This window comes from Streptomyces sp. NPDC006997, from assembly GCF_040635175.1.
Taxonomy (GTDB): domain Bacteria; phylum Actinomycetota; class Actinomycetes; order Streptomycetales; family Streptomycetaceae; genus Streptomyces.
In genome coordinates, this window is sequence record NZ_JBEYHH010000037.1 from 33,400 (window position 1) to 56,310 (window position 22,911).

Annotated in this window: 19 protein-coding genes and 2 tRNA genes; 7 read left to right on the forward strand and 14 right to left on the reverse strand. The window is 71.6% G+C overall.

What is annotated here, in order from left to right:
- Nucleotides 1-7: 7 nt before the first annotated feature.
- Nucleotides 8-2,206, forward strand: coding sequence for an elongation factor G-like protein EF-G2 (locus ABZ659_RS29250; RefSeq protein WP_360225591.1), 2,199 nt, complete (start codon nt 8-10; stop codon nt 2,204-2,206).
- A gap of 213 nt (nt 2,207-2,419) precedes the next feature.
- The gene (locus ABZ659_RS29255) at nt 2,420-4,081 is read left to right on the forward strand and encodes a hypothetical protein (protein WP_360225593.1); all 1,662 of its coding nucleotides are present in this window, start codon (nt 2,420-2,422) and stop codon (nt 4,079-4,081) included.
- A 58-nt stretch (nt 4,082-4,139) separates the two neighbouring features.
- On the opposite strand, the gene ABZ659_RS29260 is transcribed toward ABZ659_RS29255, so the two are convergent.
- Nucleotides 4,140-4,700 carry an HIT domain-containing protein gene (locus ABZ659_RS29260; RefSeq protein WP_360225595.1) on the reverse strand — a complete coding sequence of 187 codons (561 nt, stop codon included), beginning with the start codon at nt 4,698-4,700 and terminating at the stop codon, nt 4,140-4,142.
- Nucleotides 4,701-4,765: 65 nt separating this feature from the next.
- Here ABZ659_RS29260 and ABZ659_RS29265 point away from each other — a divergent pair, with 65 nt between their 5' ends.
- Nucleotides 4,766-5,425, forward strand: a complete 660-nt coding sequence (locus ABZ659_RS29265) for a potassium channel family protein (protein WP_360225597.1) — start codon at nt 4,766-4,768, stop codon at nt 5,423-5,425.
- A 31-nt stretch (nt 5,426-5,456) separates the two neighbouring features.
- On the opposite strand, the gene thrS is transcribed toward ABZ659_RS29265, so the two are convergent.
- From thrS to ABZ659_RS29280, 3 genes are all read right to left on the reverse strand, one after another.
- Nucleotides 5,457-7,433: a threonine--tRNA ligase gene (thrS, locus tag ABZ659_RS29270; RefSeq protein WP_360225599.1), complete on the reverse strand. Its 1,977-nt coding sequence runs from the start codon at nt 7,431-7,433 to the stop codon at nt 5,457-5,459.
- A 101-nt stretch (nt 7,434-7,534) separates the two neighbouring features.
- Nucleotides 7,535-8,737 (reverse strand): hypothetical protein, encoded by a 1,203-nt coding sequence (locus tag ABZ659_RS29275; RefSeq protein ID WP_360225601.1) that lies wholly within the window; start codon nt 8,735-8,737, stop codon nt 7,535-7,537.
- Nucleotides 8,734-9,300, reverse strand: a complete 567-nt coding sequence (locus ABZ659_RS29280; protein ID WP_360225603.1) for a DUF4365 domain-containing protein — start codon at nt 9,298-9,300, stop codon at nt 8,734-8,736. The genes ABZ659_RS29275 and ABZ659_RS29280 overlap by 4 nt, the downstream gene beginning before the upstream one ends.
- Nucleotides 9,301-9,493: 193 nt before the next feature.
- Here ABZ659_RS29280 and ABZ659_RS29285 point away from each other — a divergent pair, with 193 nt between their 5' ends.
- Complete coding sequence (locus ABZ659_RS29285) at nt 9,494-10,222, forward strand: 3'-5' exonuclease (RefSeq protein ID WP_360225605.1); 729 nt, start codon at nt 9,494-9,496, stop codon at nt 10,220-10,222.
- A gap of 48 nt (nt 10,223-10,270) precedes the next feature.
- Here ABZ659_RS29285 and ABZ659_RS29290 read toward each other — a convergent pair.
- A tRNA-Val gene (locus ABZ659_RS29290) sits at nt 10,271-10,342 on the reverse strand.
- A gap of 39 nt (nt 10,343-10,381) precedes the next feature.
- Nucleotides 10,382-10,828, reverse strand: a complete 447-nt coding sequence (locus tag ABZ659_RS29295) for an SRPBCC family protein (protein WP_360225607.1) — start codon at nt 10,826-10,828, stop codon at nt 10,382-10,384.
- Between the two features lie 101 nt (nt 10,829-10,929).
- Here ABZ659_RS29295 and ABZ659_RS29300 point away from each other — a divergent pair, with 101 nt between their 5' ends.
- On the forward strand, nt 10,930-13,266 hold the full coding sequence (locus ABZ659_RS29300) for a hypothetical protein (protein WP_360225609.1): 2,337 nt from the start codon (nt 10,930-10,932) through the stop codon (nt 13,264-13,266).
- A gap of 4 nt (nt 13,267-13,270) precedes the next feature.
- Here ABZ659_RS29300 and ABZ659_RS29305 read toward each other — a convergent pair whose 3' ends face one another.
- The 7 genes from ABZ659_RS29305 to ABZ659_RS29335 form a co-directional block, all read right to left on the reverse strand.
- Nucleotides 13,271-16,012, reverse strand: coding sequence for a Tat pathway signal sequence domain protein (locus tag ABZ659_RS29305; protein WP_360225611.1), 2,742 nt, complete (start codon nt 16,010-16,012; stop codon nt 13,271-13,273).
- A 105-nt stretch (nt 16,013-16,117) separates the two neighbouring features.
- Nucleotides 16,118-16,729 (reverse strand): hypothetical protein, encoded by a 612-nt coding sequence (locus tag ABZ659_RS29310; RefSeq protein WP_360225613.1) that lies wholly within the window; start codon nt 16,727-16,729, stop codon nt 16,118-16,120.
- 10 nt (nt 16,730-16,739) lie between these two features.
- Nucleotides 16,740-17,633 carry a carbohydrate ABC transporter permease gene (locus tag ABZ659_RS29315; protein ID WP_360225615.1) on the reverse strand — a complete coding sequence of 298 codons (894 nt, stop codon included), beginning with the start codon at nt 17,631-17,633 and terminating at the stop codon, nt 16,740-16,742.
- Complete coding sequence (locus tag ABZ659_RS29320; protein ID WP_360225617.1) at nt 17,630-18,586, reverse strand: sugar ABC transporter permease; 957 nt, start codon at nt 18,584-18,586, stop codon at nt 17,630-17,632. The genes ABZ659_RS29315 and ABZ659_RS29320 overlap by 4 nt, the downstream gene beginning before the upstream one ends.
- Before the next feature lie 14 nt (nt 18,587-18,600).
- Nucleotides 18,601-19,887, reverse strand: coding sequence for an extracellular solute-binding protein (locus ABZ659_RS29325; protein WP_360225619.1), 1,287 nt, complete (start codon nt 19,885-19,887; stop codon nt 18,601-18,603).
- 522 nt (nt 19,888-20,409) lie between these two features.
- A tRNA-Val gene (locus ABZ659_RS29330) sits at nt 20,410-20,481 on the reverse strand.
- Between the two features lie 97 nt (nt 20,482-20,578).
- Nucleotides 20,579-21,031: a TIGR02611 family protein gene (locus tag ABZ659_RS29335; RefSeq protein ID WP_360225621.1), complete on the reverse strand. Its 453-nt coding sequence runs from the start codon at nt 21,029-21,031 to the stop codon at nt 20,579-20,581.
- 191 nt (nt 21,032-21,222) lie between these two features.
- On the opposite strand from ABZ659_RS29335, the gene ABZ659_RS29340 reads away from it, so the two are divergent.
- Together ABZ659_RS29340 and ABZ659_RS29345 are read left to right on the forward strand one after the other, a co-directional pair.
- Complete coding sequence (locus ABZ659_RS29340; RefSeq protein ID WP_004002642.1) at nt 21,223-21,636, forward strand: SsgA family sporulation/cell division regulator; 414 nt, start codon at nt 21,223-21,225, stop codon at nt 21,634-21,636.
- A gap of 500 nt (nt 21,637-22,136) precedes the next feature.
- Nucleotides 22,137-22,697 (forward strand): CGNR zinc finger domain-containing protein, encoded by a 561-nt coding sequence (locus ABZ659_RS29345; RefSeq protein WP_360225623.1) that lies wholly within the window; start codon nt 22,137-22,139, stop codon nt 22,695-22,697.
- A gap of 59 nt (nt 22,698-22,756) precedes the next feature.
- On the opposite strand, the gene ABZ659_RS29350 is transcribed toward ABZ659_RS29345, so the two are convergent.
- Nucleotides 22,757-22,909, reverse strand: coding sequence for a hypothetical protein (locus tag ABZ659_RS29350; protein ID WP_164873000.1), 153 nt, complete (start codon nt 22,907-22,909; stop codon nt 22,757-22,759).
- Nucleotides 22,910-22,911: the final 2 nt, after the last annotated feature.

Sequence of the window (22,911 nt, forward strand, 5' to 3'; positions counted from 1 at the left end):
CAGGACAATGGGCGACAAGGCGAACACACACCCCGGAGCCGCCGGCAGGGCAATGGCGGCCGACCACCCCGCGTCCGTACGGAATGTGGTGCTGGTCGGCCACTCCGGATCGGGCAAGACCACCTTGGTGGAAGCCCTCGCGCTGACCGCGGGGGCGGTCAACCGGGCGGGCCGCGTACAGGACGGCGGCACCGTCTCCGACTACGACGAGATAGAGCACCGCCAGCAGCGCTCGGTGCAGCTCTCCCTGGTGCCCGTCGAATGGAACGGCATCAAGGTCAACCTGCTGGACACCCCCGGATACGCCGACTTCGTCGGAGAGCTGCGGGCCGGTCTGCGCGCGGCGGACGCGGCCCTCTTCGTCGTCTCGGCCTCCGACGGCGTGGACGGCTCCACCCGCATGGTGTGGGACGAGTGCGCCGCGGTCGGGATGCCGCGCGCCATCGTCGTCACCCACCTGGAGTCGGCCCGCGCGGACTACGACGAGATGACCGGGTTCTGCGCCGACGCGTTCGGCGCCGACGACCCCGACGCCGTCCTGCCGCTCTACCTGCCGCTGCACGGCCCGCAGGCGCCCGACGGGCACGCGCCCGTGACCGGCCTCGTCGGGCTGCTGTCGCAGCGGCTGTACGACTACTCGACCGGCGAGCGCAAGGAGTCCGAACCCGCCGAGGACCAGCTGCCGCTCATCGAGCAGGCCCGCAACCGGCTCATCGAGGGGATCATCGCCGAGAGCGAGGACGAGACCCTCATGGACCGCTACCTCGGCGGCGAACGCGTCGATGTCAGCACGCTCGTGACCGACCTGGAACGGGCCGTCGCGCGCGGCACCTTCTTCCCCGTGCTGGCCGCCGCCCCCGCGACCGACGGCGCCCGGCAGGGCCTCGGCACGGTCGAACTGCTGGAACTCGTCACCGGCGGCTTCCCCACCCCGCTGGAGCGCGCGGCACCCCGGGTCACCACCATCGACGGCACCCCGCGCGAGCTGAAGCCCTGCGACCCCGACAGCCCCCTCGTCGCCGAGGTCGTGAAGACCTCCTCCGACCCCTACGTCGGCCGCGTCTCCCTGGTCCGCGTCTTCTCCGGCACCCTGCGCCCCGACGAGACGGTGCACGTCTCCGGGCACGGGCTCGCCGACCGCGGCCACGAGGACCACGATGTCGACGAACGCGTCGGCGCCCTGTCCACCCCGTTCGGCAAGCGGCAGGTCCCCGTCACCCACTGCGTCGCGGGCGACCTCGCGTGCGTGGCCAAGCTCGCCCGCGCCGAGACCGGCGACACCCTGTCCGCCAAGGACGACCCGCTCCTGATGGAGCCCTGGGAGATGCCCGACCCGCTGCTGCCGCTCGCCATCCAGGCGCACAGCAAGGCCGACGAGGACAAGCTCTCGCAGGGCCTGGCCCGGCTCGTCGCCGAGGACCCCACCATGCGCCTGGAGCAGAACCAGAACACCCACCAGGTCGTCCTGTGGTGCCTGGGCGAGGCCCACGCGGACGTCGCCCTGGAACGGCTGCGCAGCCGCTACGGCGTCCAGGTCGACGTCATCCCCCACAGGGTCTCCCTGCGCGAGACGTTCGCCGCGAAGTCCGCGGGCCGCGGACGGCACGTCAAGCAGTCCGGCGGCCACGGCCAGTACGCCATCTGCGAGATCGAGGTGGAGCCGCTGCCGGGCGGTTCGGGCATCGAGTTCGTGGACAAGGTGGTCGGCGGCGCGGTGCCCCGGCAGTTCATCCCCTCGGTGGAGAAGGGCGTACGCGCCCAGGCCGCCAAGGGCGTCGCCGCCGGGTACCCCCTGATCGACGTCCGGGTCACGCTCCTGGACGGCAAGGCGCACTCGGTCGACTCCTCCGACGCCGCCTTCCAGACGGCCGGGGCGCTCGCCCTGCGGGAGGCCGCCGCCGACGCCCGCATCCACCTCCTCGAACCGGTCGCCGAGGTGAGCGTGCTCGTCGGCGACGACTACGTGGGCGCCGTCATGAGCGACCTGTCCGGACGGCGCGGCCGGGTCCTCGGCACCGAGCAGACGCCCGGCGGACGCACCCTCGTACGCGCCGAGGTGCCCGAGATCGAGATCGGCCGGTACGCCGTCGACCTGCGCTCCCTCTCCCACGGCACCGCCCGCTTCAGCCGCCGGTACGCCCGGCACGAGCCGATGCCCCCGCAGATCGCGGAGAGGGTCCGCGCACAGGAGGCCGACCAGGCGTAGCAACACCCGCCCCACACGGCGCGCTTGCCCCCGCGCCACCCCCAAGTGGCCCGATCCCGGGGGTTCTCCTCCACGGTGGCGGACGGCTTCGGCCGTCCGCCACCCGGATGTCAGCGGCTGCGGATACGCTGAGGACCTGATCAACAGGTGTGCGAAGCGGGGAAGTCGGGAAGTCCGCAGGAGCGACAGTGCGTACGGCGAGTGGGGGCGGGAATGACCGTTGACGGCGGTTTCGCGGACTTTTTCGGACCGCAGGTGCCGCGCACGGGCGACGAGGGCCAGACGGCGACCTTCGCGCTGGCCTCGGCGGCCTACCGCGACAACGAGGTCGCGGAGATCCTCAAGGCCAACAGCGAGTGGCACGAGTCGAAGGTGTCCGAGGGCCAGAAGTGGGCCAAAATCTTCCGGCCCAACCTCGGCGAGGCGTTCGCCACGGCCGTCGTCAACCGGATGCTCGGCTCCGGCCGCAAACCGCTCATCCAGTCCTTCGGCGTCGAACCGCAGGTCGTCGTCGAGCACTGCCTCGCGGCCAACCGCATCCGCAAGGAACGGGACAACCTGCTCTCCGTCGTCATGGTGCTGTGCGGCGTGCTCTTCCTGCCCGGACTGCTGGTCTGGCTGCTGGTGTTCACCCTGCGCGGCACCGTCGCCAAGCGCGACGACAAGCGGGCCTCCACCCTCGCCACCACCCTGCTCGTCGCGGTCGGCGCGCTCGCCGTGCTCTTCCTCGTCCGGATGCCCTTCACGGGCTTCTGGGCGTGGTACGCACGCGCGGCCGTGGTGATGCCCGTCGTCGGCTGGTTCTGGGCCAAGCAGATCTGCGAGCGCACCGCACGTGACCTGCGCGCGCGCTGGGACAGCCTGCTCTCCGGCAGCAGCGTCGGCGCCAAGGTGCCCGAGGCCGTGCCCAGCAGCCCCGGCGAGACCGCCGCCGAGCAGCTGCGCCAGTCCCTGGCCAAGCTCAGCGCCGAGCAGCAGTCCAACTCCGTCTTCTACGCCGGCCCCAAGGGCATACTCGGCATGGGCACCCGCTGGGGCACCTGGCAGCTCGCCGAGGACCTCGTGCCCGCCGACCCCGACCGGGAGATCCACCCGTTCCGCAGCTGGGACGTCATACGCTCCATCCACGACCAGCTCCGGATGCTGGAACGCGGCCCGCTGAACACCGGCGGCTTCCCCAAGCCGTCGATACGGCACTGGATCGTCACCCCCGTCGACGAGAACGCGGGCTCGGTGTCCCGCCCCGAGGGCACCGACGTGGAGGCGTACCAGGTCAAACCGCACGCCATACAGGACATCTGCAACAAGCAGCAGTTCGGCAGCGGCGACCGGCACTACCTCGGCGTCCAGTGGGTCCTGTGGGACGGCCAGCTGGTCCTCACCATGCTCATCACCGTGACCGTGCTCTACGAGACCCTGCGCATCGAGGTCACCGGACACGCCCTCGGCCGGGTCCACCCGCTGTTCTCGGCCAAGCCCGCGGCCAAGGAGAAGTCGGTCCAGAAGTCCCTCAAGCGCTGGGAGAGCCGGACCATCAAGCTGCCGCTCGTCGACACCGACGAGGTGGTCCGCCTCGCCGCCCGCGCGCCGCTCACCTGGTACCCGCCGCTGCTGAACTGGCTCGGTGGCTCCCTCAGCCTGCCCGAGCCGTTCGGACTGCGGCACGTGTGGGCCGACAAGCCCTGGCGGCACCGCTTCATGGCCGACGACGCCCTGCGCGCCGCCACCCCGGTGCTGCGGGTCGTCCACTCCGCCGCGATCAAGGTCCTCAAGGAGAACGGCGTCAACACGGAGAAGTTCGGCTCCCGCTCGGCGTCCCTCAGCGGGGCCGTCCAGGACGCGGCCCCGAAGAAGGCCGACCTCTACGACGCGTGAGCCCGGGAGCCCGGTGCGGTGGCGTGCGCGTGACGCGCCTCACCGCACCTGACCGCCGTCACCGTCCCGGCCACGCCTCCGCCAGCATCTTCCGGGTGTCGGCCAGCAGCTGCGGCAGCACCTTGGTGTGCCCCACCACCGGCATGAAGTTCGTGTCCCCGCCCCAGCGCGGCACGATGTGCTGGTGCAGGTGCGCGGCGATCCCCGCGCCCGCGACCGCGCCCTGGTTCATCCCGATGTTGAACCCGTGCGCCCCGGACGCCGCCCGCAGCGCCGTCATCGCCTGCTTGGTCAGCTCGGCCAGCTCGGCGGTCTCGGCACCGGTGAGGTCGGTGTAGTCGGCGACGTGCCGGTAGGGCACGACCATGAGGTGGCCGCCGTTGTACGGGTAGAGGTTCAGCACCGCGTACACCAGCTCACCGCGCCGGACGACCAGCCCGTCCTCGTCGGACTTGGCCGGGATCGAGCAGAACGGGCAGCCGTCGTCGGCACCGGGGCCGCTCGGCTTGTTCTCGCCCTGGATGTACGCCATCCGGTGGGGCGTCCACAGGCGCTGGAACGCGTCCTGCGTACCCACTCCGATCTGCTGCTCCGGCTCACTCGTCATGCTAGGAAGCATATGGCGTCGCCCGAACGGGGCGTGTCGCCGGGCACCCGGAAAACCACCCGGGTGAAGCTGGGCCGATGGACGACGACAGCCGTGAGGCCCGCTGGGAACGCCGCACCGGCGGCCCCCTCACCCTCGCCTCACTGCTCTTCCTCGCCGCCTACGCGGTCCGGGTGCTCGCCGACCCCTCGCTGCCCGGGGCGGCGCGCGTCGCCTGCTACGGCACGATGCTCGCCGCCTGGGCGGCCTTCGCCGTGGACTACGCGGTCCGCTGGCGGTTCAGCGGGCAGCGCCTGAGCTTCGTACGCACCCACCTGTTCGACGCGGTCATCCTGGTCCTGCCGCTGCTGCGGCCCCTGCGGTTCGTGAAGGCGTACGAGCGGGTGAAGCGGCGGCACGGACAGCCGCGGCTCGCGCTGTACGGGCGTGTGATCGCCTACGCCGGGACGTCCGCCGTGCTCCTCGGCTTCGCGGGCGCGCTCGCCGTCTACCAGCAGGAGCGCGGGGCTCCCGGGGCCACCATGCGCACCTTCGGCGACGCGGTCTGGTGGACGTGCTCGACCCTGTCCACCGTGGGCTACGGCGACGTGGCGCCCGTGACGCCGGTGGGCCGCCTGATCGCGGTCGCCCTGATGGCCTGCGGCCTGGCGCTGCTGGGGGCGGTGACGGGGTCGTTCTCGTCGTGGCTGCTCCAGGTGTTCTCCCGGGAGGACGAGGAGAGGCCCCCGTGGAGGTGAACTCCCCGGGGGCCTCCCGCTCAGCGCCGGATCAGACCTGCGCGCGCTCCTCGACGACCTTGGCGATCTTCCCGAGGGCGTCGTCGAACGGGATGCCGTTCTCCTGCGACCCGTCCCGGTAGCGGAACGACACCGTGCCCGCGTTCATGTCGTCGTCCCCGACGATGACCATGAACGGCACCTTCTGCTTCTGGGCGTTGCGGATCTTCTTCTGCATCCGGTCAGACGAAGAGTCGACCTCGACCCGCAGCCCCTTCCTCTTCGCCTCCGCGGCGAACTTCTCCAGGTACTCCACGTGCGCGTCCCCGACCGGGATGCCCACGGCCTGCACCGGCGCGAGCCAGGCCGGGAAGGCGCCCGCGTAGTGCTCAAGCAGGACTGCGAAGAACCGCTCGATGGAGCCGAAGAGGGCCCGGTGGATCATCACCGGCCGCTGCTTGGAGCCGTCGGCCGACGTGTACTCCAGCTCGAACCGCTCGGGCAGGTTGAAGTCGAGCTGGATGGTCGACATCTGCCAGGTCCGGCCGATGGCGTCCCGGGCCTGCACGGAGATCTTCGGACCGTAGAAGGCCGCGCCACCCGGGTCGGGAACCAGCGGCAGCCCCTGCTTCTCGGCGACCTCGCGCAGCGTCTCGGTCGCCTCCTCCCAGGCCTCGTCCGACCCGACGAACTTGGTCTCGTCCTTGGTGGACAGCTCCAGGTAGAAGTCGGTCAGACCGTAGTCGCGCAGCAGGTCCAGCACGAAGGTGAGCAGCTTGTCCAGCTCCTCGGACATCTGCTCACGCGTGCAGTAGATGTGCGCGTCGTCCTGGGTGAAGCCGCGCGCGCGGGTCAGCCCGTGCACGACGCCCGACTTCTCGTAGCGGTACACGGTGCCGAACTCGAACAGCCGCAGCGGCAGTTCACGGTAGGACCGGCCGCGCGCGTCGAAGATCAGGTTGTGCATCGGGCAGTTCATGGGCTTGAGGTAGTAGTCCACGCCCTCGTCGAGCTGCATGGGCGGGTACATGCCCTCGGCGTACCAGTCGAGGTGGCCCGAGGTCTCGAAGAGCTTCCCCTTGGTGGCGTGCGGGGTGTAGACGAACTCGTACCCCGCCTCCTCGTGGCGGCGCCGCGAGTAGTCCTCCATCACCCGGCGGACGATGCCGCCCTTGGGGTGGAAGACGGCGAGGCCGGAGCCGATCTGCTCCGGGATCGAGAACAGGTCGAGCTCGGAACCCAGTTTGCGGTGGTCGCGCTTCTCGGCCTCGGCGAGGAACTCCAGGTGCGCCTTCAGCTCGTCGCGGGACGGCCAGGCGGTCCCGTAGATGCGCTGGAGCATCGGGTTCTTCTCGCTGCCGCGCCAGTAGGCGGCGGCGTTCCGCATCAGCTTGAACGCCGGGATCGCCCGGGTCGACGGCAGGTGCGGGCCCCGGCACAGGTCCTTCCAGCACAGTTCGCCGGTCTTGGCGTCCAGGTTGTCGTAGATGGTCAGCTCGCCGCCGCCCACCTCGACGTCCGCGCCGTCGTCCGAGGACGCGGAGCCCTTGATGCCGATCAGCTCCAGCTTGTACGGCTCGTCGGCCAGCTCCTCACGGGCGGCCTCGTCGGTCACCACGCGGCGGGAGAACCTCTGGCCCCGCTTCTGGATCTCCTGCATCTTCTTCTCGATGGCCTTGAGATCCTCGGGCGTGAACGGCTTCTCCACGTCGAAGTCGTAGTAGAAGCCGTCCCGGACGGGCGGGCCGATGCCCAGCTTGGCCTCGGGGAACAGCTCCTGCACGGCCTGCGCCATGACGTGCGCGGTGGAGTGGCGCAGGATGTTGAGACCGTCCTCGGAGGAGATCTCGACGCCCTCGACCTCGTCGCCGTCGGAGACCGCGTAGGCGAGGTCCTTCAGCTCGCCGCCCACGCGCGCGGCGATGACCGAGCGCTCACCGGAGAAGAGGTCGGCGGCCGTAGTGCCCGTCGTCACCACGCGCTCTTCCCGCTCGGAATCGCGTTGGATGATCACACGGACGTCTGACACCGGTCTCTCCTGACTGAAGGCGAATGCGAGCGCCGTACCCGAGCGCGCGCCGTAGCCGGAATCGTACCGACCCGCCCCCTCCGATCGCGAAACGGTTAGTGTCAGTCCTCGCCGCCGCACGCCTCCTCGAAGAGGCCGAGGTCCTCCTGGAGGGACTTCAGGAGCCGGTCCCGCTCGCCCTCCTCCACCTGTACGGGGACGACCCCGCACGCGCCGGTCAGCCGCCGGAAGCCGCCCCGGCTCTCCAGCCGTCCGTGCACCCGCACCGGCAGTCCGACCAGGTGGGCGTGGCCCGCGAGGCGGTAGTCCTCCTCGTCGAGGGTGAGCCGGACGTGCGGCACGTCGGCCCCGGCGAGCACCCGCAGCCGTACGGTGCCCGCGCCGCGCGGCTGTGTCCTGCGCATCCGCACCACGGCGCCGGTGATCCGCACCGGCACGGAGGGTTCGGCACGCAGGTAGCGGGCCCCGGCGGCACGCAGCGCGGGCAGGTCGCCGGGGGAGAACTCGACGGGGTCGGCGCCGGGCACGCAGCCCTCCGGCACTCCGGCGGCGGGCGCCCAGGCGACGGCGATCCGGGCGCCCTCGGTGCCCCGCACCAGCGTGACCAGCGCCTCGGTGAGTTCACGGCTGACGCCCGCTGCCACGGCGCTGTCGAAGGCGTCCATGGCGCCGGTGGCGCGCTGGTAGTCGACGGCCTCGCGGGCGGCGCACAGGGCGTGGTGCAGCCGTATGGAGAGAGGGCGTCCGGTGTGCACGGGGACGACGGCGGTGAGGTGGTCGCCCCCGGAGGCGGGGCCGACGAGGACGTCGGCCAGCAGGGCGGCGGCGGGTCCGCGGTGCCGGGCGCCGTGGTACCCGGCACGGGCGCGGGTCGCGAGGGCGGCGGCGAGCAGCAGGTGCCGGGCGGCGGCGCGCAGCCGTTCCTCGTCGGTCCAGCGGGCGGGTCCGGCGGGGGTGGCGCGCCACCAGTGGACCTCGTCGCCGGGCACGGTCAGCCCGAGGAGCACCTCGCGGGCGGAGGGCGCGGTACTGCGGGTGAGGGCGTCGAGCGCCTCGCCGAGCAGGTCGTCGCTGTCGGGGAAGGCGCGGCTCTCGGGGACGAGGAGGCTGGTGCCCCGGGCCCCGGGTCCGGGCGGGGTCCAGCGGCTGTAGCGTCCGGGGGCGCCGCCGCGCCGTTGCCAGCCGTGCCGGTGCAGCAGGGCGGCGAGGACGGCGGGGTCGACGTCGGCGGGGTCGGGGGGCGGGCTGCGGTGGGCGTGCGTCGGGTGGGGCCGGGCGGGTTCGTCCTGCGGGCGGTGCGTCATGGTCTGCCTCCCGAGCCGACCCGCGTCATGATCTCGCACAGGGCCTGGTCGTCGAAGATCCGCGCGGTGGGTATCCGTACGGTGGTCCGGGTCCGGCCGGTGACGGGGTGACCGGCGAGGTTGACCCAGTAGCAGCAGTGCCTGAGGTCGAGCCGGTCGTGGCTGGCGCGCAGCCAGTCGTCGCGGGACCGCGGGACGAGCATCACGACGAGGATCTTGTGCACCGAGACCGGGGTGCGGGCGAGTTTCACCAGGTGGTCGTTGTCGAGCGTGAAGGAGAAGGAGCGGCCCGGCGGGTTCGGCGGGGTCTGGTACGTGGCCTTGAGCTGCACCTTGATGGTGACCTCGTCGTCGACGGTGTGGCCGGGGGCGCTGTGGCTGACGTGCCAGTCGATGCCGTGGTCCGGGAACGGCTGGGCGAGGGAGCAGCCCGCCGCGGCGGCGACGGCGTGGAGGTAGGCCACCTGCAGGGTCTCCATGCAGGCGGTGGTGGCGAGGGAACCGCGAGGGGGGCCGGTGCGTTCGGGCAGCAGCCCGCCCCGCTCGGGCTGCGCTACCGCCATGACCGAACAGCCTTCCGAGCACAGTGATCGTCAAGTGCCGGGTCGCGCGGCGGTGTGCTGACGACAGCGCTGAACTGCGCCGACCCGTACTCCTGTTGTCTCCGGGCGGCGTACGGCGCAAACGGCCCGGGTATCACCGAAGCGGCGGCCGGACGGAGCGTCAGCGGTCGTGGGTGAGCGAGGAGTTGGTCGTATGGCGTGCTGGTTCGAGGGTCCGCTGGCGGCCTTCGACACGGAGACGACGGGTGTGGACGTGGAGGGCGACCGGATCGTGTCGGCGGCGGTGGTCGTCCAGGACGCGACGGGCGGACGGCCGCGGGTGCGGCGTTGGCTGGTGAATCCCGGGGTGCCGGTGCCCGCCGAGGCGACGGCGGTGCACGGGCTGACGGAGGAGCACCTCCAGCGCAACGGGCGCTGGCCCGCGCCCGTGATGTACGAGATAGCGGCGCAGCTGGCGGAACACGCCGCGGCGGGGCGGCCGTTGGTGGTGATGAACGCGCCGTTCGACCTGACGTTGCTGGACCGGGAGTTGCGTCGGCACCGTGCCGCGTCGCTCGGCCGCTGGTTCGAGTCGACACCGCTGCTGGTGCTCGACCCGCGGGTCCTCGACAAGCACTTCGACCGCTACCGCAAGGGCCGCCGCACGCTCACCGACCTGTGCGCGCACTACGGCGTCGCGTTGGACGAGGCACATGACGCGGCGGCGGACGCGCTGGCCGCGCTGGAGGTCGTGCGGGCGCTCGGACACCGGTTCGCGGCCCGGCTTGAGCGGTTGTCCCCCGCTGAGCTGCACACGCTCCAGGCGGTGTGGCACGCGGCGCAGGCGCGGGGACTCCAGGCGTGGTTCGCGCGCAGCGGCACGGACGAGGCGGTGGACCCGGCGTGGCCGCTGCGCCCGGAGGCGCCCGCGGCGGCGGCGTGAGGAGGTACGCGGAAGGCCGGTCCGCGGTGGCGGACCGGCCTTTCCCGGTGGGCGATACTGGGTTCGAACCAGTGACCTCTTCGGTGTGAACGAAGCGCTCTCCCACTGAGCTAATCGCCCGGGAACGCACCGAACAATACAGGTGCGACCGGGCTGGCATCAAACCGCTTGCAGGTGGGCGGTCAGCCCGCGGTGTCCGGAGCGCATCATCAGCCAGTGGTTGGCGCGGAACACCGGGCGTCCCGGCAGGGCCAGCCGTCTGAGCAGGGGCTTGTTGACGTCGACGACCTGCTCGTAGCGGGCGACGCTGCCGGTGCCCCGTGGGGTGACGCTCCAGCGCAGCCAGCCCTCGATGTCGCCGGAGACCGCCGCCTCCAGCACCCCGGCCGCCGCGTCCCTGCGGACCTGGCGCGCGGTGAACGTCATGTCGTACGGCAGCAGGGAGCGGATGCTGATGACGCCGCTGGTGTCGTCGGCGCGGTCGACGCGGCGGACCTGGTGCCACCAGCGGGGGTAGTCCTCGGCCCGCATCAGCGCGTCGTAGACGGCGGCGGGCGGGGCGGGCAGGGACCAGGTGCTGCGGAAGCGGTAATGGTTCCAGTCCATGGGGCGAGTCTGCCCGGCGAGGCGCCGGGGGACGTATCTGAGTACGGGCTGAGTACGCGCACTCATGCCCCGGCGGCGTGACGCGGGCCACACTCGCCAGCATGACGCACCTGCCGCCCCCGGCCGAGGAACTGCGGGTCCTCGACGCCGAGCTGTACCAACTGGACGCCCGTCGGGCCCTGTTGCTGGCCCGCCGCGCCTGGCTCGTCTCCCGGTTGCAGCCGGTTGAGCCGGTACGGCAGTGGGGCCCGGCGCCCGTCGCGCCGGGCCCGGACGCCTCCGCGCCCCGTGTCCAGAACGTGCTGCTGCTCCTGGGCGGCGCCCTGCTCACTCTCGCGGCGACCGCGTTCACCCTGGTCAGCTGGGGGGAGTTGGGGATCGCCGGGCGGGCGCTGGTGCTGGGCGCCGTCACGCTGGCCGCGCTCGCCGTGCCGCTGCCGCTGCTGCGGCGGGGGCTGCGGTCGACGGCCGAGACGGTGGCGGGGCTCGGGCTGGCCCTGACGGTGCTCGACGCGTACGCGCTGTACGGGGCCGCGCTGGGTGCGCTGGACGGCACCGGGTACGCGGCGGCGGCCTCGGCGGTGCTGGCGGCGGTCTGGACGGGGTACGGCCGGGCGCTGGCGCGGTGGGCCGACCCGGGGCTGCGGCTGCCGGTGCCCGCCGCGGTGCTGGTGGCGCAGCTCTGCCTGCCGCTGGGAGCGGTGGCCGTCGACGCCGGTGGGTACGGCGTCACGGTGGCGCTCCTCCTGACGGCCGGGCTGGACACGGTGCTGGCGCTCCGGGTCTCCGCCTCCGCCGTCCGTGTCGTCGCCGTGGTAGGCGGGTACGGCGTGGGCGGCTGGGGCGTGTTGGCGGCCGGGTGGCTGTCCTGGACGGCGCCCGGTCCGAGCGCCGCCGCCCGTGCGGCGGCGCTCCTCCTCTTCGCCGGGGGCATCGCCCTGGGCGCCGCCTGGCGGGCTCCCGGCGTGGCGGTCGGCAACGCGGTGGCGGCGGGGCTGCTGATGACTGCCGGGCTGGCCGGGGTCCCGCACGCCGCGCTGCCGGACCTGTGGACGGTGCCGGTGCATCTGGCGTGCGGGATCGCGCTGTTGGCGGTGGTCCGGGTCGACCGGGTACCGCGGGGGGTGCGGGCGGGGCTGGCGTGGGCGTCCGGTGCCGTGCAGGCGGTCGCCGTGCTGTGGGCGCTGCCGGTCGTGCTCGTGGCGCTCGCCGGACCGGCCGCCGTGCTGACCGGGGTCTGGTCGGGGGTGCCCGGTGACGCGCGGGCGGCGGTGACGGAGATCCTGACGTGGCCGCCGGACGCGGCACTCGCCCCCGCCGTGCTGGCCGCGGTCGCGGGGGTGGTGTGGTGGGCGGTCCGCGCCCCCGAGTGGCGCCCTCGCGCCCTGGCCGCGGCGGCGGTGCCGGCCTGGGCCGCCGTCCTGGTCCTGCCCGCGACGCTGCGGCTGCCGTACCTCGCGGCGCTGCTGGCGTGGGGCGTGCTCACGGCGGCGCTGCTCCTGCTACGGCGGGCGGTGACGACGGTGCTCGCCCTGCTGACGTCGCTGGCGCTCGCGCTGCTGGCCCTCGCCACGGAACCGGCGACGCTGGGGGTGCTCGCGTTCCTCACCGCGCTGTGCGCGTCGGCCGCCCGGCGCCGCGCGCCCGCCGCCGCGGCCGTGGGGTACGCCACCGCGCTGGCGGTAGCCACCGGTGCCTCGGCCGACTGGCCGCCGCGGTACGTCGCGCTGCTGGTGCTGGTGGTCCCGTCGGCGGCGGCGCTGTGGGCGACCCGGGTGGCGGGACCGGTCCGGGTGACGGTGGAGGTGGCCGGAGCCGTGGCGGCCCTGGTGGCCGTCGGTCTCGCGGTGACCGATCCGCCGGTGCTGGCGCTGGTCCTCGCGCTGGCCGGGGTGATCGCCGCGGCGACCGCCGTACGGGCCGACCGCCGTCCCGTCGGCTGGGCGGCGACTGCCCTGTTCGTGCTGGCCGCGTGGGTGCGCCTGGCGGCCTGGGAGGTGGGGACGCCGGAGGCGTACACGCTGCCGGTGACCGTCCCGGCGCTGCTCGTCGGCGCGCTGCGCAGGCGGCGCGATCCGGCGTCGTCGTCCTGGACGGCGTACGGCCCCGGGCTGGCCGCCACGCTGGTGCCGAGCCTCCTCGCGGTCTGGGGTGACGCGCACTGGCAGCGGCCCCTGCTGCTGGGTGCGGCGGCGCTGCTGGTCACGCTGCTGGGCGCCCGGCACCGGCTCCAGGCGCCCCTGCTGCTCGGCGGTGCGGCGCTGCTGCTGACCGTGCTGCACGAACTGGCCCCGTACCTGGTCCAGGTCGCGGGGGCGCTCCCCCGCTGGGTGCCTCCCGCCCTCGCCGGACTGCTGCTGCTCGCCCTGGGCGCGACGTACGAGCGGCGCATCGAGGACGTCCGACGGTGGCGGGAGGCGCTGGGCAGACTCGACTAGGCGGCTACGACGGCATCCTGTCGCCGAGGAGCGCCAGGTTCTCGATGGCGGCGAGGCCGTACAGCGCGGTGTCGTTGGTGGACACCCACGCGGCCTCGCTGCCCTCGACCAGCGCCGTCGGGCCGGTGATCCGCTCGGTCTTCCAGGGGGCGGACTCCTTGTAGCCGTCGGAGTTGTAGAACTTCGTCCAGGCCCGCTGGGCGAGCTTCTCGTCGCCGGTCCGGACGGCGGCGTAGGCGTCGAGGCGGGAGTGGCCCTGGAAGAGGATCAGGCTGCCGAAGTGGGAGCCGTAGCGGGCGGCCTGTTCGGTCTTGGAGGCGTTGAAGTAGCGGCAGTAGTCGTAGTACGCCTCGTTGAACTCCGGCATGTCGACGAGGTCGATCAGTTCGGCGCACAGTTCGTTGAGGCCGAAGACGGCGGACAGGTGGGAGACGCCGACCACCGGCTCCGTGGCGACGGCGAACCGGCCGGTGTCCAGGTCGTACAGGCCGGTGCCCTGGACGAAGCCGTTGGGCTGGGCGGCGATGGTCTCCATGGTGGACAGCACGCGCGCCTTGGCCTTCTCCCACTTCGGTCCCTTGCGCTCCCACTCGGTGAGCCACGCGGAGACCAGGCCGCTCCAGTCGGTGCCGAAGCCGATGGACAGGGCGTGCCGGTCGGGGGTGTACGGCTCGGTGCGGATCTTGCGGATGGGGTCGAGGACGAGGAAGGTCTCGTCGGAGTCGACGTTGGCGTGCATGAGGTCGCCGACGCGTTCGTCGGCGGTGAGGAAGTAGTAGAAGCGGCGGTAGGTGGTGTTGGCGATGCGCTGCTGCTTGGCGCTGTCGGCGTAGTGCTGGACGCCGTGCCGGGTGCCCAGGCCCGCCCACTCGCCGAGGTGGTAGACGTCGACCTCGCCGGTGTGCCGGGTCATGGCCTCGGCGAAGCGGAAGATGTCGGAGCGGCCGGAGCGCAGGTAGGCGTACCAGAGCCACAGGTCGGGTGAGAGCTCGGAGTTGTCCCAGGCGTAGCCGCCGACGTCGTAGCGCCACTGGTGCCGGACGGTGTCGTAGGTATGCATGATGTCGCCGTAGTCCCAGAAGCCGTACCACCGGCGCTGCTCCACCTGGTCCCGGTAGTAGGTGAAGAGGAAGTCGAGGTGGTCCTCGATCCTGGCCTTGGCCGGGGTGGAGCGGTCGGGCTCGGAGTACAGGCCGGGGCCGAAGACGCCCGCCTTGATGAGCTGCTTGGGCGGGGCGGCGAGCTGTGGCAGCACGCGTACGGCGTCGATCTGCTCGGCGAGCCGCTCGGCGGAGGGCGTGGACTCGTTGGCCCAGAACAGCAGTTCCGAGGTGCGGGCGATGCCGTAGGGGGTGCCGAAGCCGGGCTCGTAGTCCTCGTAGGTGATGTTGAGGCCCTCAAGCTGCTCGGGGAAGGTGTCCTGGCCCATGCCGTCGTGGTAGAAGCGCAGGTCCATGGGCTGCGCCTCGGGTGACCAGAGCCAGAGGGTGACCTCGGCCTCGTCGGTGTGGGCGTCGCGGATGTCGAGCTGGGCGGGGAACTTCTCCCAGAAGTCGCGCAGGCCGAAGGAGAGGCCGCCGCTGGCGCCGCCGACGTAGCCGAAGCCGTTGGCCCGGCGTCCGCCGCCCGCGCCGATCCAGCCGTGGCCCTTCTTGGTGCGCTTGCGCAGGGTGAAGCCGTCGGCGGAGAGCTGGGAGAGGGTGTAGTCACCCCATTCGGGGATGTACTGGAGGCGGGTGGTGACGCGCTGGTCCCAGGTGGCCGGGTCGGGCAGCTTCTCGCCCGCGTACTGGGCCGCCTGCACGGCGGCGCCCGGGTCGCGGCGGAGTCCGGTGACGCCCTTGACGGCCTCGCGGAGCATTCCGGTGCCCTCGCCGCCGATGCGGACGTGGCGGTCGTAGGACGCGTCGCGCATCGGGACGGTGAAGCGGACGCCGAGGCCGCGGATGAAGTCGCCGCCGGCCTTGCCGGGTTCCTGGGTGCCGTCGTAGGTGATGGTGTGCACCATGCGGAAGGAGTCGGCGCCCGCGTAGAAGTAGAGCCGGAGGGAGAACGGCAGCCAGCCGCGGGAGCCCTTGCGGTGCTTGCCGTCGACGCGGACGACCGCGCGGACGGGCCCGTCCTGCTCGACGGTGACCTCGGAGATGACGCCGTCGAAGCGCTCGTACTTGACGGTGCCCTGGTCGCCGTCCTCGATCTCGGGCTGGCGGAGCATGACGAGGCGGCCGTTCTTGGCGATCACCGTGGAGCCGCGGGTGACGGACTTGACGAGGGTGGCGCCGGACTTGCCGATCCGCGCGGTGATCACGCCGGTGGAGACGTCCACGGTGCCGCCGCCCTGGTCGACGGTGACCTTCTTCGCGGGGGCGGCGGCCTCGCCGGGGGCGAGGGTGAGCTTGCCGGAGCCCGCGGCGCCGACGGCGTGCGCGGTCCACTTCAGGGAGCCGTCGGGCCAGTAGGCCAGCGGCCAGGTCTGCACGGGTACGGCCGTGCCGTCCGCGTCGGTCAGCGCGAAGGTCTGGTCCTCCTGGAAGGCGCCCCTCGGCCAGGGCACGCCGACGGTGGAGCCGGGCGCGGCGCCCAGGCCGCCGTCCTCCAGCCAGTCCAGGACCACGGGGTCGGCGTCGCCTGCGGCGGCCTGCGGGGCGGCCTGCGCGTCCCTGGCGCCGAGCGCCCAGCTGAACTGGGCGGCGGCTCCGGCGACGGCGGCTGCCTTGAGGAGGGACCTACGGGGGATGGGGGACATGGCCTTTCCTTTCCGAGCGAGTGCAGGATGGTCAGGGGCATGACAGATCCAGGCGCGGCACCCCGGGGGGCACCGGCCTTGGGTCGTACGGGGGCGGAGGGCGGCTCAGCGGGTGCGGTACCGCTCCTCCACGGCGACGGCCGCCGCCGCGACGGCGCCCAGGACGGGCACCGCCAGCGGCGCGACGAACAGGGCGGACACGGCCACGACGGCCAGTCCGCCGACGATCAGGAAGGAACCGGCGGGGTCGGACACGGTCCGGCTGGCGGCGTCCGCGAGCAGCGCCCGCCAGGACGCGCCCGGCGTCCACAGGGCCGACGCGCGCAGCAGGGCCACGGTGGCGCCGATCAGCGCGAAGAGGCCGACGGCGCCGACGAGCGGACCGCCGGGCAGTCCGGCGCGGACGGCCTCGACGTCCACCCAGACCGCGACGGCCGCCGCCCACCCGGCGAGCCCGACGGCCCACCCGCCGCGCAGGGCGGCCCGGAAGTCCACCACGAAGTCCGCGAGGCCGCCGCTCACATGGGTGGTACGGCGCCGCAGGTGCCGGGCACCCGCGGCGAACGCGGCCGGGTAGGTGACGAGCCCGAGACAGGCCACGGCGATCCACACGCCGGTGAGCATGGCCTCGGCGAAGACGGAGAACCGCTCGCCGAAGACCGGCCCCCTCGGCTCCTTCCGCCGCGGGGAGCGTGCCTGCGCGCGTGCCTGCGCCATGATGACCGCCTCAGCCCTTCAGTCCGGACGTCGCCATACCGTCGATGAGGTAGCGCTGGAAGGCCATGAAGAAGGCGATCACCGGCACCAGCGCCACCAGTGACATCGCGATCATGCTGCCGTAGTTGGAGATGCCCTCCTGGTCGCGGAACATCATCAGACCGAGAGAGACGGTGTACTTGTCGGGGGTGTTGAGGTAGATCAACGGCCCCATGAAGTCGTTCCAGGCGTTGATGAAGGTGAAGATGGCGCTGGTGATGAGGGCGGGACGGCTCAGCGGCAGCACGATGGACCAGTAGGTCCGCAGGTGCCCGCACCCGTCGAGCTTCGCGGCCTCGTCCAGCTCGCGCGGCAGCCCGCGCATGAACTGCACCATCAGGAAGACGAAGAACGCCTCCACGGCCAGGAACTTCCCCGCCACCAACGGCACCAGCGTGTCGACGAGTTCCAGGTTCCGGAACAGCACGTACTGCGGGATGAGCAGCACGTGGTACGGCAGCAGCAGCGTGCCGATCATCAGCGTGAACAGCAGGTTCCGCCCGGCGAACCGGATCTTGGCGAAGGCGTACGCGGTCAGCGAGCTGGAGAGCACCACACCGGCCACGGCGAGGCCCGCGTACATCAGCGAGTTCCAGAAGAAGCTGCCGATGGAGATGCCGGAGATGCCGTCGGCGAGCCCGGAGAAGTTCTCCCAGACCGGCTCGGTGGGCAACAGGTCGAGGCTGGCGATGATGTCCTTGCTCGGCTTGAACGAGGCGCCGATCACCCAGACCACCGGGTACAGCACGACCGCGAGGACGAGGAGCGCGCCCACGTGCCAGGCGATCGACCCGGTGCGCCGCCGCTCGGTCGCGGTACGCCGCGCGGCGGCCGTGTCAGGGGCAGGGCTGGTGACGGTGGTCACTTGGCGGCCTCCTCGTAGTGCACCCACTTCTTCTGCGACCAGAACAGGACCGCCGTGACGAGCGCCACCGCGACCACCAGCGTCCAGGCCATCGCGGAGGCGAAGCCCATCTGGGCCTCCTTGAAGCCCTTCTGGTACAGGTAGCAGGTGTAGACGAGCGTGGCGTCGGCCGGTCCGCACCGGGTGTCGGAGACGACGTACGCGGAGCCGAACACCTGGAACGCGTGGATCGACTCCAGCAGCACGTTGAAGAACAGCACCGGGGAGATCATCGGCAGGGTGATGTTCCAGAACCGGCGCAGCGGACCGGCCCCGTCCACCTCGGCCGCCTCGTACAGCTCTCGCGGGACCTGCTTGAGACCCGCCAGGAAGATGACCATCGGCGCCCCGAACTGCCAGATACTCAGCGCCACCAGGGAGTAGAGGACGTAGTCCGGGTTGCCGATCCAGCCGCCCACGTCGACGCCGAAGATCTTCTGCGAACGGTCCACGATCGCGTCGTCCGAGAACAGCGCCCGCCACACGAACCCCACGGAGACGCTGGCCCCGATCAGCGAGGGCATGTAGAACGCGGCCCGGTACAGGCCCTGTCCGCGCCTGCTCTGCGCGAGCAGCAGCGCGACGCCGAGGGCGAGCAGCAGTTTCAGCGGCGTGGCCACGACGACGTACTTCAGCGTGACCTCGACCGACTTCTGCCAGCGCGGGTCCTGGAACATCGTCGTGAAGTTGTCCAGCCCCACCCACTTGGGCGGCGTGAACAGGTTGTAGCTGGTGAACGCGTAGTACAGCGACGCGACCATCGGCCCCGCCGTGAGCAGCAGGAAACCCGCGATCCACGGCGACATGAACAGGTAACCGGCGAGGTTCTCGCGGCGCCGCCCGCGCCGCCCGGCCGCGGGAGCGGCGGACCGCTTCCCGGCCGGGCGCACGGGCGCTTCCTTGACGAGCGTCATGGTGGTACGTCCCCTCAGCCCGCGAACGCGGCCTTGGCCTCGCTGAACAGCGCCTTGGCGGCGTCGGCCGGCTTGGTCTTGCCCTGGGAGACCTCACCGCCCAGCCGCAGGAACGCCGCCTCGATGACATCGGCGCCGGACGGGTGCGGGGTGATCTTCCCGAGCACCCCGGCCGCGGCGACCTCCTCCTCGTACGCCTTGACGCCCTTGTTGTTGTCGTCGGTGGGCGTGAACGCCTCGTACTGCTCGGTGGTGGCGAGGATGCCTCGGTCGTAGCCCATGATCTTGCCGACCTCGGGGTCGTGGACCATGAAGTCGATGAACTGGGCGACCTCCTTGGGGTGCTTGGTCCCGGAGAAGCCGCTGAGCATCAGCGAACCGAGGTACTGGCCGGTGTTCTTGCCGTCCGTGGTGGGAATCGGCGCGAGCCCGTAGTCCGACTCGCCCTCACCCTCGTAGCGGATGGAGAAGTTGTCCCAGGTGAACTCGGAGGCGGCGAGACCCGCGGAGAGACCGGACTTGGGGGCGACCTGCTCGATCTTCCTGGGGTCGGCGACGAGCCCGGACCTCACGCGCTTGTAGCCGTCCTCCCACCACTGCGTCAGGTCGTCCTCGGTGAATCCGAGGTCGGAGTCGGTGAAGAACGCCTTGCCGTTCTGACGCAGGTACAGGTCGTAGAGGTACATGATGCCGAAGTAGCCGGTGTCACCGGCGACCTTCAGCTTGTCCTGGATCGTCTGGAGGGTGTCGAAGTACTCGTCCCAGGTCCAGCCGAACTTCGGCTCGACGCCCGCCTTCCTGAACGCCTTGAGGTCGATGACGAGGGACATGGTGTTGGCACCCACGGGAATGCCGAGCTGCTTGCCGTCGACCTGACCGTTCGCCAGAACTCCGTTGCGGAAGTTCTCCAGGCTCAGATTCCCGGCGTCCGCCTGCGTCTTGAGGTCCATCAGAATCCCGCGCTGGTCGTACTTGCGCAGGAACCCGACCGCATTCTGGAAAACGTCCGGGGGATTCCCGCCGGATGCCTGGGTCTGGAACTTCTCCCAGAACGCCGCGTAGTCGGTGAATTCCGGCTTGATCTTGATCTTGGGGTACTTCTTCTCGAAGAGCGCGATCGTCTTCTTGATGGCGATGGTGCGCGGCTCGCCACCCCACCACGCGTAACGGAGGGTCACCGTCCCGTCCGCGGATGTACCGTCCCCGCCACATCCGGTCGTCAGGCCCAGCCCGAGCGTGGCCGCCGACGCACCGGCCACCTTCAGGATCGTTCGCCGCTCAACATTCCTGCTGGTTCCCACAGTGGGCCCTCCCCGCAGTGTCGTTCCGCCTGCATGAATCGTTTCAAGTAAGCGCTTGCTGGCACAAGTTACGGAGGGGCTACGGGTGCGTCAATGATTCGGACAGCAATTTTTTCCGACGCTGTGTGAGGCGACGCGCGAATACAGGGCTCGGCGAGGCGTCGAACGAGGCGAAAGCGCAGGTGGGAGGAGCGGGGTCGGCTGGTCGAACGGGTGGGGCTGGAGGGCAGCTGAGAGGTGGCTGTGGGGCGGGGGTGGGGTGGGTGCGGCGGCTGGAAAGCGTTGGGCGGCGGGTGCCGGTCAGACGGCGGGGCGGGGGCGGGCCGTATGCACGCCACGAGCGCCCCCTGGCGCCCCCGCGGCCAGTCACCCGCCTCCGACATCCCGGTGGCGGCGGGGAGAGGCCCTACGGCCCGCCAGCCCCCCTCCACGGCACGCCGCGCCGCCCAGTCGCCGACACCGGGAGCACGCACACATGACACCGGCCCACCCGCGCGTTCGCAGGTGGGCCGGTGTCCCGGGTGGGCGATACTGGGTTCGAACCAGTGACCTCTTCGGTGTGAACGAAGCGCTCTCCCACTGAGCTAATCGCCCGGACGCAGGAAGAACATTACCGCATGTCAGCGGGTGCCTGTGACCGGGCACCAGCGGCCGGAGCCCGACCCCGGTCTCCGGTGCCCGTCACTGCGGGTCACTGATCCTTGATCTTCCACGGCATCATGAAGCCGAACTTCCACACGTAGATCCCGACCAGCACCGCCACGATGACCAGGCCGATCGTCGTCAGGATGATGTTCCGGCGCCGCACCTCGGGGTCGAGGGCGCGCTGGGCGGCCTCGGTGACCTTGCGCTTGGTCCAGCGCAGCACCAGCTGGGCCCAGACGAACTCGGTCGCCCAGATGGCCATACCCCCGAAGATCACCACCCAGCCCGGTCCGGGCAGCGGCAGCATGACCACTCCCGTGGCCACCACCGCGAGGCCGACGATGAAGACCCCCACCTGCCAGCTCAGGTGCAGCACACGACGCGCCTTGATGAAGGCGGGCGCCCGTGAGCCGAGCGCGCGCTCACCCTGTGCACCGTCCACTTCCGCATCTCCCGACGCCACGGCGACCTCGCCCGGCCCGTCACTCCCCGTGTTCATACACCCAGACCCTACCGGAACGATTCCCGTCACCGAAATGGTCGTACCAGGAGAACAGGTTCTCGGCCGGAAGAGTTACGTAAAGCCGCACAAAACCCTCAGAGGGGTTTACAACGGCACCGTAGGTGGCATGTCGATTTCGCCGACGTGCGAATCCCCGAGCGCACACTGAGCGAAAGGCCCTGGCGCTTATGAACACCACGGTCAGCTGCGAGCTGCACCTGCGCCTCGTTGTGTCGAGCGAGTCCTCCCTGCCTGTCCCCGCAGGCCTGCGGTACGACACGGCCGACCCCTACGCCGTGCACGCCACCTTCCACACCGGAGCCGAGGAGACCGTCGAGTGGGTGTTCGCCCGCGACCTCCTCGCCGAGGGGCTTCACCGTCCCACCGGCACCGGCGACGTCCGCGTCTGGCCGTCGCGCAGTCACGGCCAGGGCGTCGTCTGCATCGCCCTCAGCTCCCCGGAAGGCGAGGCCCTGCTTGAGGCCCCGGCGCGGGCCCTGGAATCGTTCCTCAAGCGAACCGACGCCGCCGTGCCCCCCGGCACGGAACACCGGCACTTCGATCTCGACCAGGAACTGTCGCACATCCTGGCGGAGAGCTAGGAGGCCGGCAGCCACCACCAAGCCGCCCGGCGCCGTCCACTCGGGGAGACGGCTCGGGCCACGACAACCGCATACGGCACACACCGGCGCCGTCGCGCCGCGGACCACCGCGGCCGACGGCGCCGGTGCGTGCGGCCCCGGGCGTGCCGCCCAGCGGTGCGCGCGGTCCGGGGGTGTGTGCGGCCCAGAGGTGTGTGGCGGTCCGGGAATGTGTGCGGCTCGGAGGTATGTGGCGGTCCGGGAATGTGTGCGCTCCGGGAATGTGTGCGGCCCAGAGGTATGTGGCGCTCCGGGAATGTGTGCGGTCCGGGAGTGTGTGCGACCCAGGGGTGCGACGCGGCCCCAGGCGTGTGCGGCCCGGGAACCCCCGACCCGCCGTCGACGTTGTCACGGCATCCAGCGGCCGGGCGGACCCGGACCCGGCACGGCGTGTCCGGAAGCCACTACCATCGGCCAGCATCGGCGGGCGCCCGCCCGACCACCAGGCCAGGGAGCGAAACGTGCTGATCACCCACGACACCCGGTGCGCCCTCGACACCGTGGTGGATCTGGTGAACACCTCGCCGGAGGACGATGCGACGCCGGACGCGCTGTCCGATGTCGTAGCGCTCGAAGAGTTCGTGCGAACGCACGAAGTCAGCGATGTCGGTGTGCTCTCGGAACTCGACCTCTCGGACGTGCGCGAGATCCGCGGCAGGTTCGCCGGGATCTTCGCGGCCCCGGACTCCCGGACCGCGGCCAAAATGATCAACGAGCTGGTCGCCGCCGCGGGCACCACACCCCGGCTCACCGACCACGACGGCTACGACTGGCATGTGCACTACTTCGCGCCCGGCGCCTCGGTCGCCGACCACCTGGCGGCCGACTGCGGGATGGCGCTGGCCTTCTTCGTGGTCGCCGGGGAACGCGAGCGGCTGCGGCGCTGTGAGGCCCCGGACTGCCGACGTGCCTTCGTCGACCTCTCCCGCAACCGCTCCCGCCGCTACTGCGACAGCCGCACCTGCGGAAACCGCCTCCATGTGGCCGCCTACCGGGCGCGCCGCAAGGAAGCGGCGAGCTGAGCGGAGGACGACCGTCGACGCGGGCCCCGGCGGGTGGCGCCGGGGGCCGCGGGTACGGCTTACAGCAACAGCAGATCGTGCAACGCGGCTGTAAGCAGCAGACACCCGATCACCGCAAGGAAGATCATTAGCGGTGGCTGGGAAAGGGCGAAGAGGCATCCACGCGGCTCGTCCTGCGGCGGCGCGGCATCGCTCTGGGTCGTATCCAGCATCT

Coding starts and splice junctions, on each gene's coding strand:
- ABZ659_RS29250 (WP_360225591.1), top strand. CDS start 8: ATGGGCGACAAGGCGAACACACACCCCGGAGCCGCCGGCAGGGCAATG.
- ABZ659_RS29255 (WP_360225593.1), top strand. CDS start 2,420: ATGACCGTTGACGGCGGTTTCGCGGACTTTTTCGGACCGCAGGTGCCG.
- ABZ659_RS29260 (WP_360225595.1), bottom strand. CDS start 4,700: ATGCTTCCTAGCATGACGAGTGAGCCGGAGCAGCAGATCGGAGTGGGT.
- ABZ659_RS29265 (WP_360225597.1), top strand. CDS start 4,766: ATGGACGACGACAGCCGTGAGGCCCGCTGGGAACGCCGCACCGGCGGC.
- ABZ659_RS29275 (WP_360225601.1), bottom strand. CDS start 8,737: ATGACGCACCGCCCGCAGGACGAACCCGCCCGGCCCCACCCGACGCAC.
- ABZ659_RS29280 (WP_360225603.1), bottom strand. CDS start 9,300: ATGGCGGTAGCGCAGCCCGAGCGGGGCGGGCTGCTGCCCGAACGCACC.
- ABZ659_RS29285 (WP_360225605.1), top strand. CDS start 9,494: ATGGCGTGCTGGTTCGAGGGTCCGCTGGCGGCCTTCGACACGGAGACG.
- ABZ659_RS29295 (WP_360225607.1), bottom strand. CDS start 10,828: ATGGACTGGAACCATTACCGCTTCCGCAGCACCTGGTCCCTGCCCGCC.
- ABZ659_RS29300 (WP_360225609.1), top strand. CDS start 10,930: ATGACGCACCTGCCGCCCCCGGCCGAGGAACTGCGGGTCCTCGACGCC.
- ABZ659_RS29305 (WP_360225611.1), bottom strand. CDS start 16,012: ATGTCCCCCATCCCCCGTAGGTCCCTCCTCAAGGCAGCCGCCGTCGCC.
- ABZ659_RS29310 (WP_360225613.1), bottom strand. CDS start 16,729: ATGGCGCAGGCACGCGCGCAGGCACGCTCCCCGCGGCGGAAGGAGCCG.
- ABZ659_RS29320 (WP_360225617.1), bottom strand. CDS start 18,586: ATGACGCTCGTCAAGGAAGCGCCCGTGCGCCCGGCCGGGAAGCGGTCC.
- ABZ659_RS29335 (WP_360225621.1), bottom strand. CDS start 21,031: ATGAACACGGGGAGTGACGGGCCGGGCGAGGTCGCCGTGGCGTCGGGA.
- ABZ659_RS29340 (WP_004002642.1), top strand. CDS start 21,223: ATGAACACCACGGTCAGCTGCGAGCTGCACCTGCGCCTCGTTGTGTCG.
- ABZ659_RS29350 (WP_164873000.1), bottom strand. CDS start 22,909: ATGCTGGATACGACCCAGAGCGATGCCGCGCCGCCGCAGGACGAGCCG.